This is a genomic window from Paraburkholderia dipogonis, from assembly GCF_046027395.1.
Taxonomy (GTDB): domain Bacteria; phylum Pseudomonadota; class Gammaproteobacteria; order Burkholderiales; family Burkholderiaceae; genus Paraburkholderia; species Paraburkholderia dipogonis_A.
This window is the reverse complement of the sequence record NZ_JAQQEG010000066.1, coordinates 12,598-29,048: the sequence shown is the minus strand read 5'-3', so window position 1 is coordinate 29,048 and position 16,451 is coordinate 12,598. Positions and strand designations below refer to the sequence as shown.

The 16,451-nt window shown below is 64.8% G+C and carries 11 protein-coding genes and 1 pseudogene; 1 reads left to right on the top strand and 11 read right to left on the bottom strand.

Annotated elements, in window-relative coordinates; translation table 11 throughout:
- On the top strand, window positions 1–2,465 hold a 2,465-nt coding region (locus PQR32_RS39465; protein WP_408240513.1), incomplete at its 5' end, for a mechanosensitive ion channel family protein.
- Here PQR32_RS39465 and PQR32_RS39460 read toward each other — a convergent pair.
- From PQR32_RS39460 to PQR32_RS39410, 11 genes and pseudogenes are all read right to left on the bottom strand, one after another.
- A complete protein-coding gene (locus tag PQR32_RS39460) occupies window positions 2,404–3,255 on the bottom strand; it encodes an alpha/beta fold hydrolase (protein ID WP_408240510.1) in 852 nt (283 codons plus the stop codon). The genes PQR32_RS39465 and PQR32_RS39460 overlap by 62 nt on opposite strands.
- A 228-nt stretch (window positions 3,256–3,483) precedes the next feature.
- The gene (locus tag PQR32_RS39455; RefSeq protein WP_408240507.1) at window positions 3,484–5,748 is read right to left on the bottom strand and encodes an ATP-dependent DNA helicase; all 2,265 of its coding nucleotides are present in this window, start codon (window positions 5,746–5,748) and stop codon (window positions 3,484–3,486) included.
- On the bottom strand, window positions 5,745–7,598 hold the full coding sequence (locus PQR32_RS39450) for a VRR-NUC domain-containing protein (protein ID WP_408240504.1): 1,854 nt from the start codon (window positions 7,596–7,598) through the stop codon (window positions 5,745–5,747). The genes PQR32_RS39455 and PQR32_RS39450 overlap by 4 nt, the downstream gene beginning before the upstream one ends.
- A gap of 83 nt (window positions 7,599–7,681) precedes the next feature.
- Window positions 7,682–8,569: an MBL fold metallo-hydrolase gene (locus PQR32_RS39445; protein ID WP_408240501.1), complete on the bottom strand. Its 888-nt coding sequence runs from the start codon at window positions 8,567–8,569 to the stop codon at window positions 7,682–7,684.
- 321 nt (window positions 8,570–8,890) lie between these two features.
- A pseudogene (locus tag PQR32_RS39440) lies at window positions 8,891–10,310 on the bottom strand (MFS transporter).
- A gap of 37 nt (window positions 10,311–10,347) precedes the next feature.
- Window positions 10,348–11,361 carry a succinylglutamate desuccinylase/aspartoacylase family protein gene (locus PQR32_RS39435; protein ID WP_408240498.1) on the bottom strand — a complete coding sequence of 338 codons (1,014 nt, stop codon included), beginning with the start codon at window positions 11,359–11,361 and terminating at the stop codon, window positions 10,348–10,350.
- A 159-nt stretch (window positions 11,362–11,520) separates the two neighbouring features.
- Window positions 11,521–12,405, bottom strand: a complete 885-nt coding sequence (locus tag PQR32_RS39430; protein ID WP_408240495.1) for a LysR family transcriptional regulator — start codon at window positions 12,403–12,405, stop codon at window positions 11,521–11,523.
- Between the two features lie 73 nt (window positions 12,406–12,478).
- Window positions 12,479–13,066 (bottom strand): LutC/YkgG family protein, encoded by a 588-nt coding sequence (locus tag PQR32_RS39425; RefSeq protein WP_408240492.1) that lies wholly within the window; start codon window positions 13,064–13,066, stop codon window positions 12,479–12,481.
- Window positions 13,053–14,447 carry a lactate utilization protein B gene (locus PQR32_RS39420; RefSeq protein ID WP_408240489.1) on the bottom strand — a complete coding sequence of 465 codons (1,395 nt, stop codon included), beginning with the start codon at window positions 14,445–14,447 and terminating at the stop codon, window positions 13,053–13,055. The genes PQR32_RS39425 and PQR32_RS39420 overlap by 14 nt, the downstream gene beginning before the upstream one ends.
- On the bottom strand, window positions 14,444–15,187 hold the full coding sequence (locus PQR32_RS39415) for a (Fe-S)-binding protein (protein ID WP_408240486.1): 744 nt from the start codon (window positions 15,185–15,187) through the stop codon (window positions 14,444–14,446). The genes PQR32_RS39420 and PQR32_RS39415 overlap by 4 nt, the downstream gene beginning before the upstream one ends.
- 358 nt (window positions 15,188–15,545) lie before the next feature.
- Window positions 15,546–16,292 (bottom strand): FadR/GntR family transcriptional regulator, encoded by a 747-nt coding sequence (locus PQR32_RS39410; protein WP_168790285.1) that lies wholly within the window; start codon window positions 16,290–16,292, stop codon window positions 15,546–15,548.
- Window positions 16,293–16,451: the final 159 nt, after the last annotated feature.

Below are 16,451 nucleotides of genomic sequence, written 5' to 3'. Positions count from 1 at the left end.
ACACGTTGCAGGCCATTGCCGCCGCCGGCGCGCTGCGCGCGCCGCCGGCTTCCGCGCCCGCGGCCGCCTCGGCGCCCGCTGCGGCGAGCGGCGCCGCCGCCATCGTGCCGGCGGCGTTCAAGTCCAACGGCCTCGCCTCGCAACTGGCCCGCCAGGGCGCGCACTGGGCCGTCCACCTCGGCAAGTCGTTACGCAGTTCGGTCGCCGCGCTGCTCGACGTCGCGTCGGTCCGCGCCTGGTGGAACTGGCAATCGACCAACCCACAAGCGCGCGCCGTGCTGGGCCACGTCGCGTGGTCGCTGCTGGCCGCGCTGATCCCCGCCCTCGTGCTCGAATGGCTCGCGCGCCGGCTGCTACGCCGCGCCTATAGGGCGCTGGCCGCACGCCGCGAACGGGCAGACGAAGGCGACGCCGCGCAAGCCGATCTGCCCGTCGATGTCGCGCCCCAACCCGCCGACGCGCCGAACGCCGCGCCGCCCTTGCCCGTTTCACCGCCCTCATCGGTGAGCGCGGCGCAGGCGCAAGCCGAGGCCGTGCCGTCAGGCACCTCCGCCGCTACGAAGGCGAAAGGCAAGGTCAACGAAGCCAAAGGCAAGCAGAACGCCAAACATCACTGGACGCTGCTGCGGCGCCTGCCGCGCGCGCTCCTCTCCGTGGTGCTGCGGCTGCTGCCGCTCGCGGTGTTCGTCGGCGCGGCGAGCGCGCTGATGTCGATCTTCACCGACGACGGCACGCCGCAAGACCGCGCGCTCGATTCGCTGGTCGACATCTACGTGCTGTGCCGCGTGATCGTGATCGTCAGCGGCTTCTTCCTGCAACCGGCGGCGCCGCGTTTGCGCCTGCTGCGCATGAGCGACGCGTGGGCCGCTTTCGTGCAACGGTGGATGGTGCGGATCGTCAGCGTGGTGGGCGCGGGTTCCGCGGCCGCGGAGATCGCGCAGTCGCTCGGCCTGAACGACGCGGCGCATCTTGCCTTGATGAAAGTGGTCGCGCTCGCCGGCCACGTCATGATCTCGATCCTGCTGCTGCAATGCGCGAGCCCGGTCGGCGAATTGATCCGCAATCGCCTCACCGCGCACAAGTCGCTCGAAATGTTCGGCAACGTATTCGCCGAAGTCTGGGCGTGGGCCGCCGTGTTCGTCGTGATGGCGCTGTGGTTCATCTGGGCGCTCGACGTGCAGAACGGCTACCACGCGCTGCTGCATCTCGGCGGCATTTCGCTGGCGGTGCTGGTGGGCGCGCGGGTCGTGTCGATCGTCGTGTTCGGGGCGCTGGCCCGGCTCTTTAATGTGCAGGACGACGCGGGCAGGTCGCTCGTGCACCAGCACGCGTACCGCTATTACCCGCTGCTGCGCCGCGTGGTGGCGTGGCTCATCGGCATCGTGACCGCGCTCGCGCTGTTGCAGGTGTGGGGCGTGCATGTGGTCGACCTGTTCCGTACCGGCACGGTCGGGCACCGGCTCGCGTCGGCGATCATCACGATCGGCGTGGCGGCCCTGATCGCGTTGCTGGTGTGGGAAGGCGTCAACGTATCGGTCGAACAGCGGCTGGACAGTTGGACCACCAGCGGCGACCTCGTGCGCGCCGCACGCTTGCGCACCCTGCTGCCGATGCTGCGCAGCGCGCTCTTCTGCGTCATCGCGCTGGTGGTGGTGCTCACCGGTTTGAGCGAACTCGGCGTGAACATCGGGCCGCTGCTGGCGGGCGCGAGTATCTTCGGCGTGGCGCTCGGTTTCGGCTCGCAAAAACTGGTACAGGATTTCATCACCGGCATTTTCCTGTTGATGGAAAACGCGATGCAGGTCGGCGACTGGGTCACGCTCGCGGGCGTGTCCGGCACCGTCGAATATCTGTCGGTCCGCACCGTGCGGCTGCGCGGCGGCGACGGTTCGCTCTACACCGTGCCGTTCAGTTCGGTATCGACGGTGAACAACACCAACCGCGGCATCGGCAATGCGGCGGTGAAGGTCAACATCGTGTTCGGCGAGGATGTCGATCTCGCCATCAACACGCTGAAGGAAATCGGCGCGGCCTTGCGCGAGGACGACAAGTTCAAGGACGGCATTCTGTCGGACTTCAGCTTCTGGGGCGTCGATGCGCTGGACGGCTCGGCCATCACGCTGGCCGGCCAGATTCAGTGCCGCGACAGTGCGCGCTGGGGTGTGCAGCGCGAATTCAACCGGCGCATTCTCGACCAGTTCCGCGAGCGCGGCATCGCGATCGCGAACCCGCAGCGCAACCTGCTGACGTGGGACCCGCAAAGCGCGCCGGCGAAAATCGAAGCGGATGACACGCACAAAGACGTACCTGACGCACCGAAGGACGCGCCGCCCGCCGATGCGCCTTCGTCCGCCGCGGACCAGCAGACTGACGCGCCGGTGGAAGACCAGTTGCCCGTCGACCCTAAGCCGGCCGGCGGCCCAGGAACGCCAGCAAATCCTGGTTCAACCTCTCCGCATGAGTAAAGTAAAAGCCGTGGCCGGCGCCTTCGTAGACATGCAGTGACGCGCCGGGTATCAGCGCCGCGGTGGGCCGCCCGGTCAATTCGAGCGGCGCCGACGCGTCACGGTCGCCATGCACGATCAACGACGGCACCTCGATCTTCACCAGTTCCGCGCGGAAATCGGTGATGGTCTGCACGCGGGCCAGTTCGAGCATCGCCTGATGCGAGGTTTGCAGCATCATGCGGATCGTCCAGTCGAGCGGCGCGCGCGACACGCCCGGCCCGAAGTACGGCGCCGCATTCGCCTCGATCCAGTCGGGAAAGGAGCGGCTCAGCGCCAGGCGCCCCTGCTCGAATAAAGCGGCGTCGATGCCGTTCGGGTTGTCTTCGGTTTTCAGCAGATACGGCGTGGCCGCGGGCGCGACGAACGCGACCCGGGCGACGCGCGCCGAACCGTAACGCGTCAGATAACGCACCGCTTCGCCGCTCGCGATCGAATGCGCGACCAGTGTGACGCCGCTCAGATCGAGCGCGCTCAACACGCTTTCCAGATCGTCGGCGAGCGTGTCGAAGTCGTAGCCGCGGCCCGGGTCGCTCGAACGGCCGTGCCCGCGCCGGTCGTACGCAATGCAGCGGCAATCGAGGCGCGACAGCGGTTCCATCTGGTACGCCCACATGTCGGAGTTCAGCGTCCAGCCCGAGAGGAATACCAGCGGCGTGCCCTGTCCCCAGTCGCGGTAGAAAAGGCGTGTGTTGTCTGCGGTGCGGATGGTGTTCGGTTCGTCGGCGAGATACGGTGCGGTCGCGTTCATGGAAGTCTCCTTTGTCGACCAGAGTTGGCGCTTTAGCGCTTATGGCGATCCGGAGTTAGTGCTTCAGCACTTACTCTGGTCCTGCGCAGCGCGCCCTGGTCCCATGCAACATGGTTGCGGCCTCAAGTGGAAAGCGTGATGCCGTGCCGCCACTGTGCCGTGCGGCGGTACGCGGGTCGATTACCTGGGAGGTAAAGAGGCGCGCTTATGAAGCGCCGTTATGCCGCGCTATCGCACGTCCCACCAGCGCGGCAGCAACCGCCGGACTTCCGGCCGCCGATAACGGTCGTCGATCAGATGCACCACACCCTGGTCCTGCTCCGTGCGGATCACACGTCCGGCCGCCTGCACCACTTTCTGCAAACCGGGATACAGATACATGTAGTCGTAGCCGTTGCCGAACTTCGTCTCCATCGTGCGGCGCATCTGTTCGTTGATCTCGTTCATTTGCGGCAAACCGAGGGTGGCGATGAACGCGCCGATCAATTGCTGTCCGACGAGGTCGACACCTTCCGAAAACGCACCACCGAGCACCGCGAAGCCCACGCCCTGGTTCATGGTGCGAAAGCGCGCGAGAAAAGCGTCGCGCGCCGCTTCGTCCATGCCGGGTTCCTGCGCCCAGACCGGCAGGTCCGGATGCCGCTCGCGCATCAGCGCGACCACGCGCTGCAAATATTCGAAGCTGCTCAGAAAGCCCAGATAATTGCCCGGCTGCGCCGCGTATTGCTTCGCGATCAGATCGACGATCGGCACGAGCGAACGCTCGCGGTCGCGCCAACGCGTCGATACGTTGCCGGCCACGCGCACTTGCAACTGCTCGGCGCGAAACGGCCCTTCCACGTCGAGCCATTGGGTTTGTTCAGGCAGGCCTAGGGTGTCGCGATAGAAATGATGCGGGTTGAGCGTGCCGGAGAACATCACCGTGGTACGCGCGGCCGCGTAGCGCGGCGCGAGAAACGGCGCGGGAATCACGTTGCGCACGCAGAGCGTGGCATTGGTTTTGTCGCGCGGCGCGTAGCGGTCTGTAGTGAGCGTGAGGTCGAAGATCGAATGCTCGCCGAACTGTTCGGCCAGCGCGACGAAATGCATCGCGTCGAAGAAAAAGCGCAGCGACGCTTCGTCGATGGAAAGCGGTGCTTCCGCCAGTTGATCGGTGACGGCGCCGATCAGATTTTGCGCGGCGGAGAGCAGTTTGCCGGGGACATCGGCATAGACCTGATAGGTCGCAGTCTGCGCGCGCTTGACGGCGTTCCACTCGCGTTGCAGCCGTTCAAGCGGCTTGCGCAACGTGACCGGCGCCGTTTTGCGCGCAAGCCGGAAGGCCGCCTGATCGAGCGACGCGGTGTACATGCGGCGCGCGCGGTCGAGCAGATTGTGCGCCTCGTCGACCAGCACGCCCACGCGCCACTGGTTGATCTGCGTGAGCGCATACAGCATCGCGCTGCTGTCGTAGTAGTAGTTGTAATCGCCGACCACCACGTCGGCCCAGCGCGTGAGTTCCTGCGCCAGATAGTACGGACAGACGTCGTTGGCGAGTGCCGCTTCGCGCACGGCCGCGCGGTCGAGGCGCGGACCGGCCAGCGCCACACTGCGGGCTGCGTCGAGCCGGTCGTAGAAACCGCGCGCAAGTGGGCAGGATTCGCCGTTGCAGGCTTTGTCGGGGTGCTCACAGGCTTTGTCGCGCGCGACCAGTTCGAGTGTTCTTAACGGCAGGCGCGTGGCGCCTTGATGGAGCGTTTCGATCGCGTCCAGCGCCAGCGCGCGGCCCGGCGTCTTGGCGGTCAGGAAGAACACCCGGTCGATCTGGTCCGACGCACACGCTTTGAGCAACGGGAAAATCGTCGCGAGCGTCTTGCCGATGCCGGTCGGCGCCTGCGCCATCAAAGGCTTGCCGTCGCGCGCCGAGCGATACACCGACACCGCCAGTTCGCGCTGTCCGCTGCGAAACTGGCCATGCGGAAACTGCAGCGCGTCGAGCGCCGCGTTGCGCTCGGCCCGATGCGCTTCTTCCTGCACGGCCCAATCGAGAAACCGCTCGCATTGCTCGACGAAGAAAATCTCCAGGTCGCGCGCGGGATGCGTTTGCGTTAGTAACACCTCTTTCTGAGTGCCGATATCGAAATACACCAACGCCACCGTCAACTCGGCGAGCCCGCGCGCGCGACACAGCAGATGTCCGTAGACGAGCGCCTGCGCCCAATGCAGCGTGCGGTGATTGGCCGGCATCCGTTCGAGATCGCCGCGATGCGTCTTGACCTCTTCCAGCCGGTTCGCTTGCGGGTCGTAGCCGTCGGCGCGGCCGCGCACGGTGAGGCTGCGATGCGTGCCCGTCAGCGTGATTTCGGTTTCGTAGCCGCTTGCGCGGCGGCCGGCGACCGTCACGTGCCCCGCCATGCCTTCGAGCGAGGTCGGCGCCGGCGTGAAACGCAGATCCAGATCGCCGCGCCTCGCGGTGAATTCGCACATCGCCCGCACGGCGACCACGTAGGTCATGCGGTGGCCTCGGTGGTGGCCTCGGTGGTGGCTTTGGTGGTGGCTTTGGTGGTGGCCTCGGTGGTGGCCTCGACCGCGACCTCGCCGTTGGCTTCGGTGGCAGCGACCTCGATAGCAGCTTCAGCCGCGCCACCTTCCGCGACTACGGCTTCATCGGCCCAGCGCACGTCGAGCACGCGCACCGGCATGCCGTGCTGCGCGCAATACGCGAGCCAGCGAATCTGGTTGTCCTGCAAGCGGTCGCCCGGCCCCTTCACTTCGATCAACTCATAGCGGCGCTCGGCCGGCCAGAAGCGGATCAGATCCGGCAAACCTGAACGATTACCGCGGATGTCGCACAGCAAACGCTCGAACCACAATTTCAGATGCGCGGCCGGCAGACAGTCGAGCGCCAGCGCGACGAGTTCCGGCGTGAGCATCCCCCAGAACACGAACGGCGATTGCAGCCCCGCCTTGCCATGCAGATGCCGCAAAATCGTCTCGCGATAGAGGCCGCTATCGAGTTGTTCGAGACACGCGGCGAACTGATCCGCGCGGCGCGCATGAAAATCCGGCGCGTGCAGATCGGCCGGACCACGCTGGAACGGATGAAAAAACGCGCCGGGCAACGCCGCGAAGACCGGCTCCCAGCACAACAGCCCGAACAGCGAGTTGATCAGCGCGTTCTCGACGTAATGCACCGGTGCGGTCTCGCACGTCAAATGATCGCGGGCGACGTATTCAACCGGCGTCGGCGCCTCGGGCCGCGGCAGCACGAGCGTGCTGCGCTCGACCGGCCGAGCCGCCGGCAGACGCGCCACCGCCCCGCCGCGCTTGCGCTGCAAACGCGGCAGCATGCGCGCGACGCGTTGCGCCTCTTCTTCGCTTTCCGGCGCGGCGGCGGCTTGCGAGGCCAGCGCGAAGGCGTCGTCGAAACGCTCGCTGCGTTCGAGCACGCGCGTGCGTCGATAACGCGCGCCGGGCCACGCACAACGCTCATAAACGGCGAGCGCGGTCGCCCAGTTCTGCCGACGCTCGCACAGGTAGCCGATGCGAAACAACAGTTTCGCGCGCCGCGTTTCAAGCCAGGGGTTCGCAGTTTCGATGGCGGCGATCGAAGTGACGAGGTCGTCGATCGCAGCCGCTTCCGTTTCGCCGCTGGGCAGCCATTCGAGCACCTCGCGGCACGCATGCAAGGCGAGATAGACGTCGACGTCCGCGCGCTGCTGGAACGCACGCGACGAAGGCGCGAACGCCACTTTCTCGTACTGGAACACACCGAGGTCGGCGAGCACGAACTCCGACCACTCCTGCTGCAAATTGCCGAAGAACATCAAACGCAGACGTTCGCAAAGCGGCGCGATCGCCACGTGAAGGACGCGGTCTTCAGTTCGACCGTGCCATGCCGAAAGCGGGCGCGCCGTGGCGCCTTCCTCGTCGCTCTCGCTTGCATAGAACGGGCGCAGTGTTTCCAGCAGGTCCGGTTTGCGCAGGCTCCTCGCGCCCGGAATCAGCGCGATGGCGTCCGCGAAAATCTCCATCAACCCGGCACGCGTGGTGAGCGCGAAGAGCTCGTCGAGCGAAAGACCCGGTTCGGTGTCGAGCCAGCCGAGCGCCGCGATCGGCGCGGCCGCCTGCAACGGGCAGCCGATCTCGTCGTAAGACAGGCGGCTCGCGCGGAACAGCGTGCCTTTGCGCATCAGCATGCGAACCAGCAGCGCGCGCGAAGACTGCGGCAACGCGGCGAACTCGCGCAGAAACGCGTGTTCGTGAGCGTCGAACACGTCGTCGTAACGCTGCGCGAGCCACGCCAGAGCGCGCTCGAAGTTCAGCAGATAGTAGAGAGCGTAGGGAGAGACTGGTGTTGCCACGGCACTTTCATGAAACCTGTATGTTTATACAGTGATGATAGCAAAATCCGTGGCGAGCCCGGCCACATTGCCTGAAGGCAACGTCATGGCGCGGCTTGAGCGTACTGCCATTCGAATCCGTCCGCGCCCCGCTTCACCCGCCCCGCCGATGCCTGCGGGAAATGCGCGGTGAAGAGCGTCGCGTTGCGGTCGGCCGCGTAGTTGAGCAACCAGTGCCGCGAGTTGCACGCGGACGCCGCATCGAGGCAGAACGTCGAGTTCCATTCCGGCCGGTAGACCTGAATGGGGTTATGCATCACGTCTCCGGTAAAGATCGCCTCCTCGCCGCGCGAGCGGATCGAAATCGACATATGACCGGCGCTATGCCCCGGCGTGGGATGAAACACGATACCTTCGCGCCATGTACCGCCCTCGGTTGGAATCGTCACGGCCTGGCCGGCTTCGATCACCGGCACGACGCTGTCTTCGAATACCATGCGGCGGCTGTCGCTCGCCGGGGTCGCGAAGAAATCCTGCTCCGCTTGCGGGAACACGTATTTCGCGTTCGGGAAGGTCGGCTGCCAGCGGCCGTCGACCCACCGCGTATTCCAGCCGACGTGGTCCGCGTGCAGATGCGTGAGCAGGACCTCGTCTACCTGCGCCGGCAAGATACCCGCGTCGGCGAGACGCTCCAGATACGGGTTGTTCAGTTGATGAAACAGCTTGCTGAACGGCCGTTGCTTGAAATTGCCGATGCCGGTGTCGATCAGCACGGTCAGGCCGTCCATCTGCACGACCCAGGTGTGCACGCTCAGCGTCACTTCGTTGCGTTCGAGGTCGAGGCTTGCCGACGACAGGCGGCGGCCCAATTCGTCAGCTGCGGACGGCGCCCACTCTGGATAGAGCACCGCCGGCGCCAACGGAAAACAGGTTTCGCTGACGCGGGTAATGCGCGCGTCGCCTACCCGGTGCGTGAGGACGTCAGTCGGCATGATGTGACTCCGTGAAAAGTGCGGCGGCAGCGAATGGATCGGTTATGCCACGCTGCCGCGGTGAATGGCTTCACTATCGCAAATCCGTGGCTTGCCGGCCAATGCCGTTTTCTGCGTATGGCGATGCGTTGCGGGCATCGCCATGCGAGCTGCGTTGTCCACCGGTTCATGGGAGCGTGCGACGCGCCTCCATGCAAACCGTCTCTTGCGTCGGTTCACGCGGGCACTGCCTTGCAAGCCCCGTCATGCGCCGTCCACGCGGGCACTGCCATGCAAGCCCCGTCATGCGCCGCTCACGCGGGCACTGCCTTGCAAACCGCGTTATGCGCGAGCCAACACCGGCGTGCGTCGCGCCGCCACACCGTACAGCAGCGCGCTGAGCGCAGCCGCTACACCGCCGACGCACGCCAGCGCCACGCCCAAACCGGCGCTTTGCCCGCCGAGGCGCTCATTGATGAAGCCGACCGCAAACGGCCCGAGGCCGCCGCTGATCGCGTTGGTGAGAAACACCAGCAACGCAATCGAACGTCCGCGCATACGATTCGGAATCGCGATCTGGATCGGCACCGGCGCCAACGCCATCGCGACACTCGCCGCGAACGCGGAGGCGCCATATAGGACCACAGCGATATGCACGTCGCCGACGAGCGGCATCGCGACGGCGGCCGGCACGAGCAACGCAGCCGCCGACGCGGACAGCGCCAGCACTTTGCGCACGGCGGCGGCATCGCTGACGCGCCCGGCGAGCCAGCCCGCGCTCAGCACGCCGAGTATGCCGCCGAACATATAGGCCGGCGCCGCCATCTGTCCGACTACGCGCGGCGTCAGATGAAAAATACCGGATCAGCAGCGTCGGAAACCAGGCCGCGTGCGAGTAGAACAGCGTGATCAGCGCGACGTAGGCGGCGAAGTACGGCAGGCAGAAACGGTTCTTCACGAACAGTTCGCGCAGCACGTCTTTCAGCGGCGGCGTACTGTCTTGCGCGGCCTTGTCCGCAATGGCAGACGATGACGCGTTTTCAGTCGTCGAGACGGCGCCCCGCGCGGCCGCGTCCTCCGCCATGATCGGGAGCGCTGATGACAAACCACGCCGTTGCGGCTCCCGCACCGACAACGCGACGATCGCCGCAAGCGCCAGCCTCGGCAATCCGACCGCGACGAACACCGCCTGCCACCCGTTCAAACCCATGCCCGCGAGCCACGCAGCGCCCGCGCCGTGCTCGATTGAACCGAGCAGCATGCCGCCGCCGAACAAAGCGACGCCACCGCCGATATACGGCCCCAGCATGAACACGCTGCTTGCCCGAGTGACTTTGCGCGGCGGATAGAGATCGCTGAAGATCGACAACGCCGCCGGGCTCAAGCCCGCTTCCGCGATCGCCGTCCCCGCGCGCGCCGCGAGCAGTTCGCCGAAGTTGTGCGCGAACCCGCACAGCGCCGTGGAGACGGCCCAGATCGCCACGCATACGGCAATCAACCGCACGCGATTGGAGCGGTCGATCAACCGCGCGATGAACACACCCGCCGTCGCGTAACACAGCGTGAACGAAAACCCTTGCAGCAGGCCGATTTGCGTATCGCTGAGCGCCAGCGTTTCCTTGATCGGTTGCACGAGAATGCTCACGATCTGCCGGTCGAGATACGAAAACGCAAAGCAGACAAAGAACAGGACGACGACGTAGGTGTGCCCACGACGCGTATCGGCGGCGTCGGCATCAGACACGGTGGTGACTGCATTCATGGCGATTCTCCGGCTGGCTTCTGTTCGATGGACTGGGTCATTGCCACTGCGCATCCGCGCCCAACACGGCGATACAGTCGCCCGGTTCGACGCGTGCAAACGAACGCATGCACACCACCACACCATCGCCCACAAAACGGATCTCCTGCGGCTCGTTCCACGGCGCGTACGGATCGAACACCCGAGCGGCCAACTGATCCTTTTTGACCTGATCGCCGAGCGCGAACGCGGGTTCGGCCACGCCCGCGCGCGAGGCGAACACGTAGTGCCGCGCGCCGTCCACTGTCAACCAGCGTGTGTCGTGCCGCGGCGCGGGCGGACGATCGTCAGGCGTGACACCCAGCGTATGCAGCACACGCCGCAGACCGTCCTCGACGATCGCGACGCCGTCGGGGTTGCAGGCCGCGTAGCCGCCGAATTCACCGCACAGGAACAGCTTGCCGTGCCGCTCGACGGCCGCGCCATACGTACGGTCCTCGCCGAGCAGGTCCATGAGCATGGTTTGCGGCGCGGCAAACGCCTGCACGAGCCGCCGGTATTCGGCGCGACGCGACGCGTCGGCGGGCGGCGCCGCGAGCAAGGCCGGCAGATGATTGAACGAAGCGCCGCCCGCGTGCAGATCGATCACGACGTCGGCACGCGGAAACAGTTCGGTGTCCGCATAGTGCGCAATCATTTCGGTGATGTGGCCGTTGCGCGCGCCGGGGAAAACGCGGTTGAGATTGCCCTTGTCGATTGGCGAGGTGCGCGAGCCGTTGATAAAGGCCGGGAAATTTAGCGCCGGCACGACGACCAGCCGGCCTTTGATCGACATCGAAGGCATGCGCCGGATCAGTTTCATCAGCGCGACCGGGCCTTCGTATTCGTCGCCGTGATTGCCCCCCGTCAGCAGCACCGTGGGGCCGTCGCCGCCCTTGAGCACGGTGATCGGAATCGGAATGTGTCCGTACGCGGAGCGGTCGTGCGAATAAGGCACGCGCAACGTGCCGTTTTGCAGGCCGGGGCGCTCGTAGTCGATGTCGGTGGAAATCAGCGATTGTGTGGACGGCATGGTTGTCTCCCGATAAGAAAGCGGGCCACGGCGCCGTCGTCGGATGACGCGCCGAGGTCGTGCATTCAATATCGTCGAGGCAAAAAACCAGCGCCAATGCCGATTTTTAGGGAAGCCGATGCCTTAAAGGCATCGCGAAGGCGAGGCATTGCCAGCCATTCACTTCTGCGCCTTGAGCAACGCGATGAACTGCGCGAGCGCCGGATTGCGATGCTGCTCGTGATACGCGAAATGCAGCGGCAACACGATCGACAGATCGGACAGCGCGAGGAATTGCACCAGCGCCGGCGGCCGCTCGCGATTGGCCGAGTTGACGATCGCCGCGCCCACGCCCGCCGACACCAGCGAGAGAATCGCGGCTTCCGTCGACACTTCCTGCACCACGTCGAGCGTCAAACCGGCGCGCTCGCACGCGCCGATCAGGCGGTCGTAGTAAGCGGGATAGACATGGCGTGGAAACGTGATGAAGGGCTTGCCGGCCAGCTGCGCGGCACGCACGGTCTTACTCCTGCCAAACGACCACGAAGCCGGCGCCGCCAGCACGACACCGTTTTCGAGCAGGGACAAGCTGGCGAACTGCTCAGGCAGCGCGCCGAAGTGATAGATGAAGCCGCCGTCGAGCTGGCCCGCGTCGATCGCCGCCAGTTGCTCCGGCGTATTCATCGGCGTGAGCTCGATGCCGACCTGCGGCGCCGTCTGCTGGAACGCTTGCAGCGCGTTCGGCACAAGACCGCCCCAGACCGCGTTTTCGACGAACCCCATGCGCACATGACCGGACACGCCCGCCGCGATCCGTTGCGCGACACGTGCGGCCGACTCGACCTGCTGCAGAATGCCGCGCGCCTCGCGCAGATACGCGTCGCCCGCCAGCGTCAATTTGAGGCCGCGCGGCGTGCGCTCGAATAGCGCGACGCCCAAGGTTTCCTCGAGGTCCTGGATTTGCCGCGAAATGGCCGGCTGGGTCACGTGGAGTTGCTCGGAGGCGCCGCGCACGCTCGCGTGCTCCGCAACGGCGACGAAGTATCGGAGATGCCGGAGTTCCATGTCAGCAGAGTGGCAGGCTTATCGAACGGGATGCCGCATTGTGCCATTCGATCGTGCCGCCGCTACTGCATTTTCATTGCGCCGCCAGCCACACCACCGTCAACGAACGCACGCCTTGTGCGCCGCGAATCAGCACGCCCTCGATATCCGCCGTCGCCGACGGTCCGGTGACGAGCGCCGCATATCGGGCGTCGCGGAAATCATCGCGCCGGTAGACGTCCTGCAAGCCGTCGATCAATTGCGCCGGGTCGAGCAGCACGACCAGATGCTGCACGATGTAGCCCAGCGCGTTGACCACGTACTCGCGTTCGCTGAACCACACCGAGCCGGTTTCGGCGACGCCGAAGCGTGCCCGCACCACACCGACGTCGATGTCCTGCAACGATGCGGGCTCCGTATCGGCGGTGAGCGCTCGCGTGCCCGGCACTTCCGCGGTCGCCGAAGCCACCGATGTGTCTGCGCCAAAGCGCTCGCGAATCAACCCGCTCACATCGGCCGCAGACGAGGCTTCGACGCAAGTGCCGCCCATCGCCTGCAAAGCCGCCGTGAAGCGCGCGCGCAGATCGCCGCCCGGCGCGTCGAACAGCGGCACCTCGGGCCGTGGCCGCGCCGGCGGCTGCGCCTGGCGAACCTTTTCCAGAAAAGCCTCACGCGTCGCCATTGTCGCCTCCACGATTCTTCTTGTACCAGGCGTGGAAGGTCAGCTTTGGCGCCTCCGGCAACTCGCGTTGCTTGCCCCAAATGTTGAGCGGGTTATACAGCACGAAATTCGGCAGCCGCCGCAGCGCGCTGCCCATCGACGACACCGTCGCTCGATACAAGGTCGGACTCGCCAGCAAACGCCCTGCCATTTTCAGCACTTCCTGCTTCACGAACGGCACTTCATGGCGCTCGGCGATCACCGTGCGCCACTTGTAGATCTGCTCGTGAATATTGATCTTCACCGGACAGACATTGGTGCAACTGCCATTGAGCGTCGACGCGAACGGCAACGCGCTGTAGCGCTTCAGATCGAAGGTTGGATTGATGATCGCGCCGATCGGCCCCGAGTACGTGCCGCCGTACGACAGACCGCCGCTGCGCCGGTACACGGGACACGTATTCATGCAGGCGCCGCAGCGAATGCATTTGAGGGAGTACCAGAAGTCCTCCATCGCGAGCCGCTCCGAGCGGCCGTGATCGACGAGGATGAAATGCATCTCCGTGCCCGGACGCGGCGCGCGGAAATGCGAGGTGTATTGCGTGATGGGCGAACCGAGCGCACTGCGCGACAGCATGCGAATGAACACGCCGAGGTCGGATACTTCTGGAATCAGCTTCTCGATTCCGATCGATGCGATATGCAAAGGCGGCACGTTCGCCGACAGATCCGCATTGCCTTCATTCGTGCACACCACCACCGTGCCGGTCTCCGCCACCGCGAAATTACAACCGGTCATGCCCGCCGTTTTCTCGCGCACGAAGTACGGCCGCGTGTTCATGCGCTGGCTCTCCGCCAGGTAGTGGATGTCGCTATTCTTCGGATCGGTGCCAATGGTGCGGCCGAACAGCTCGGCGACATCGGCGCGCAGTTTATGGACTGCCGGCACCACCATATGGCTCGGGTCCTGATGATCGAGTTGCTGGATGCGTTCGCCCAGATCCGTTTCCATCACCGTGATGCCGCGCGGTTCGAGATACTCGCGCATCTTGCATTCGTCGGTGAGCATCGACTTGCTTTTGACGAGCGTGGTCATGCCGCGTTCCGACATGATCTGGTGCACGAGCGCGTTGTGCTCTTCGGCGGTGGCGGCCCAATGGACCGTCACGCCGTTGGCCTCGGCCGCCGCCGCGAACTGTTCGAGATACTGCGAAAGGTTCGACAGCGTGTGTTCCTTGATACCCGATGCGAGCTCGCGCATCGTCTCCCATTCCGCGATGCCGTGCGCCTGCAAATCGCGCTTCTCACGCAAATCCCACAGGCGTTTGTCATGAAACGCCACGTGCTCCGTCTTGTTGATGAAAGCGCCCGCGGCTTTCGCGTGATCAATACGGTTGCTCATGCGCGTGCTCCGTTGAGGACCTGCGCGATATGGATGAAGCGCGCGTCGGCTTTCATGCGTTCCGCGCAGCCTTGCTGGTGCATGAGGCACGACATGTCGCCGGAGACGATGTATTCGGCGCCTGCGTTCAGATGATCGCGCACTTTGTCCTGTCCCATGCGCACCGACACCGGCTCTTCGGTGACGGAGAACGTGCCGCCGAAACCGCAGCATTCGTCGGGCCGTGCCGGCTTGACGAACTCGATGCCCTTCACGCCTTCCAGCAAGGTACGTGGCTTCGAAAACGGCGTGCCCGCCACTTCCGAAATCGATGCTTCCTTCAGATGCCGCAACGCGCTGCAACTATTATGCAAGCCCACGCGATGCGGAAACTCGGCCCACGGAAATTCACGCGCGCCGACCACGTCGTGCAGAAACTCGACGAGTTCGTAAGCGTTCGTGCGGACCTTCTTTACTTCGTCGGTTTGTTCGAGCGCGGTCAGATGTTCGCGCACGTGATGGATACAGCTCGCCGACGGTCCGACGATGTAGTCGTAGCCCGCGAAGTTGCGCGCGAACACACGCTCGGTGCCGGCCGCCTCGGCATGCGCGCCGCTGTTGGCCATCGGCTGGCCGCAGCAGGTTTGCTCCTGCGGATAGTCGACCTCGATGCCGAAACGTTCGAGCAATTCGAGCGTGGCGATCCCCACTTCGGGATAGAACGCGTCGATGAAGCACGGGATGAACAGGGCGACTTTCATAAGCTCATTGAAAAGAAAAGCTGCAGCCGGCGATTCACCTACTCTACTGCGGAATCGCGCTCATGAACCAGTACGTTGCAGCGCAGCGGAATGCACGGCCATTGAATGACTGGCGCAGATTCCGGCGTCTCAGTAAGACTGGTAAGGTTGGTCTGACCAAGAATATAAGGGAAGTGGCGAGAGGGTGTCAATCGCGGGTCGCGACGGAATAGCGGCGATTGGGATCGATAACGCCACGTCGTGCGCGCAAGCATTGCAGCGATGAACCGGAACTGAAGGGGATTTAAAGCGAAGGATTGAAACCGCAAACACGTGGGCGCCAGGCTGGCGCCCAGACAGCATTTACGAACTCACGCAATCACGAAACCACACTCGACGAAGGCTTCGCCGCGTCTTCCTTGTACATCTCGCGCACGAAGGTCAAATGACGCTCGGCGGCCTTGCGCGCCTTTTGCGCGTCGCGCGCCATGACGGCGTCGTAGATGGCCTGATGCTGGCTCATCAACTGCTTTTCCATCGCGTCGTCGTAATCGATCAGCCGATGGTATTGGCGCATGCCTTCGCGTATCAGCGTATGGATACCGTGCATCACATGCGCAAGCGCGATGTTGTGCGTGGAGTCGGCGATCGCGAGATGAAACGCGGCGTCCAGTTCCGCGAGGTTCACGCGATCCTGCGACTGCGAGCCGGCCTTCAATGCCTCGAACGCCACGCTGATCTTTTTCAGATCGGCGGCCGTGGCGCGCTCCGCGGCATACACCGTCGAAATTGATTCGAGCCCTTGGCGCAACTCCAGAATATCGGCACTGGTGCGCGGATTCTGCAGCAACAGTTCGGCGAGCGGCTTCGAGATGATCGGCGCCGTGACGTCGACCACCGTAAAACCGCCCCGCCCCGAGGTCTCGATATAGCCGTCCGCCTCCAGCCTGATCAGCGCCTCGCGCAGCGACGGCCGCGACACGCCGAGCTGCGTCGCCAGATCGCGTTCGGCCGGCAAGCGGTCACCGGGCATCAGCGTGCCGTCCGAGATCAGTTGCTTGATCTGGTCGGACACCACGTCGGACAGCCGTTTGCGTGTGAAGGACTGGATCGGGAGAAATGGCATGGGCAGCGGTGAATGAAGCCGGTTGAGCGAGCGGTTTTCAGGCGGTGGATCAACGTCCAGGCACGGTGCGTTGCAACGTTGCAGTCATGCGGCGACGTTGCAGCGAATTATACCGTTCAACCGAACACGCCGAATCCGCTTGTCAGGCAGGCCCGGACC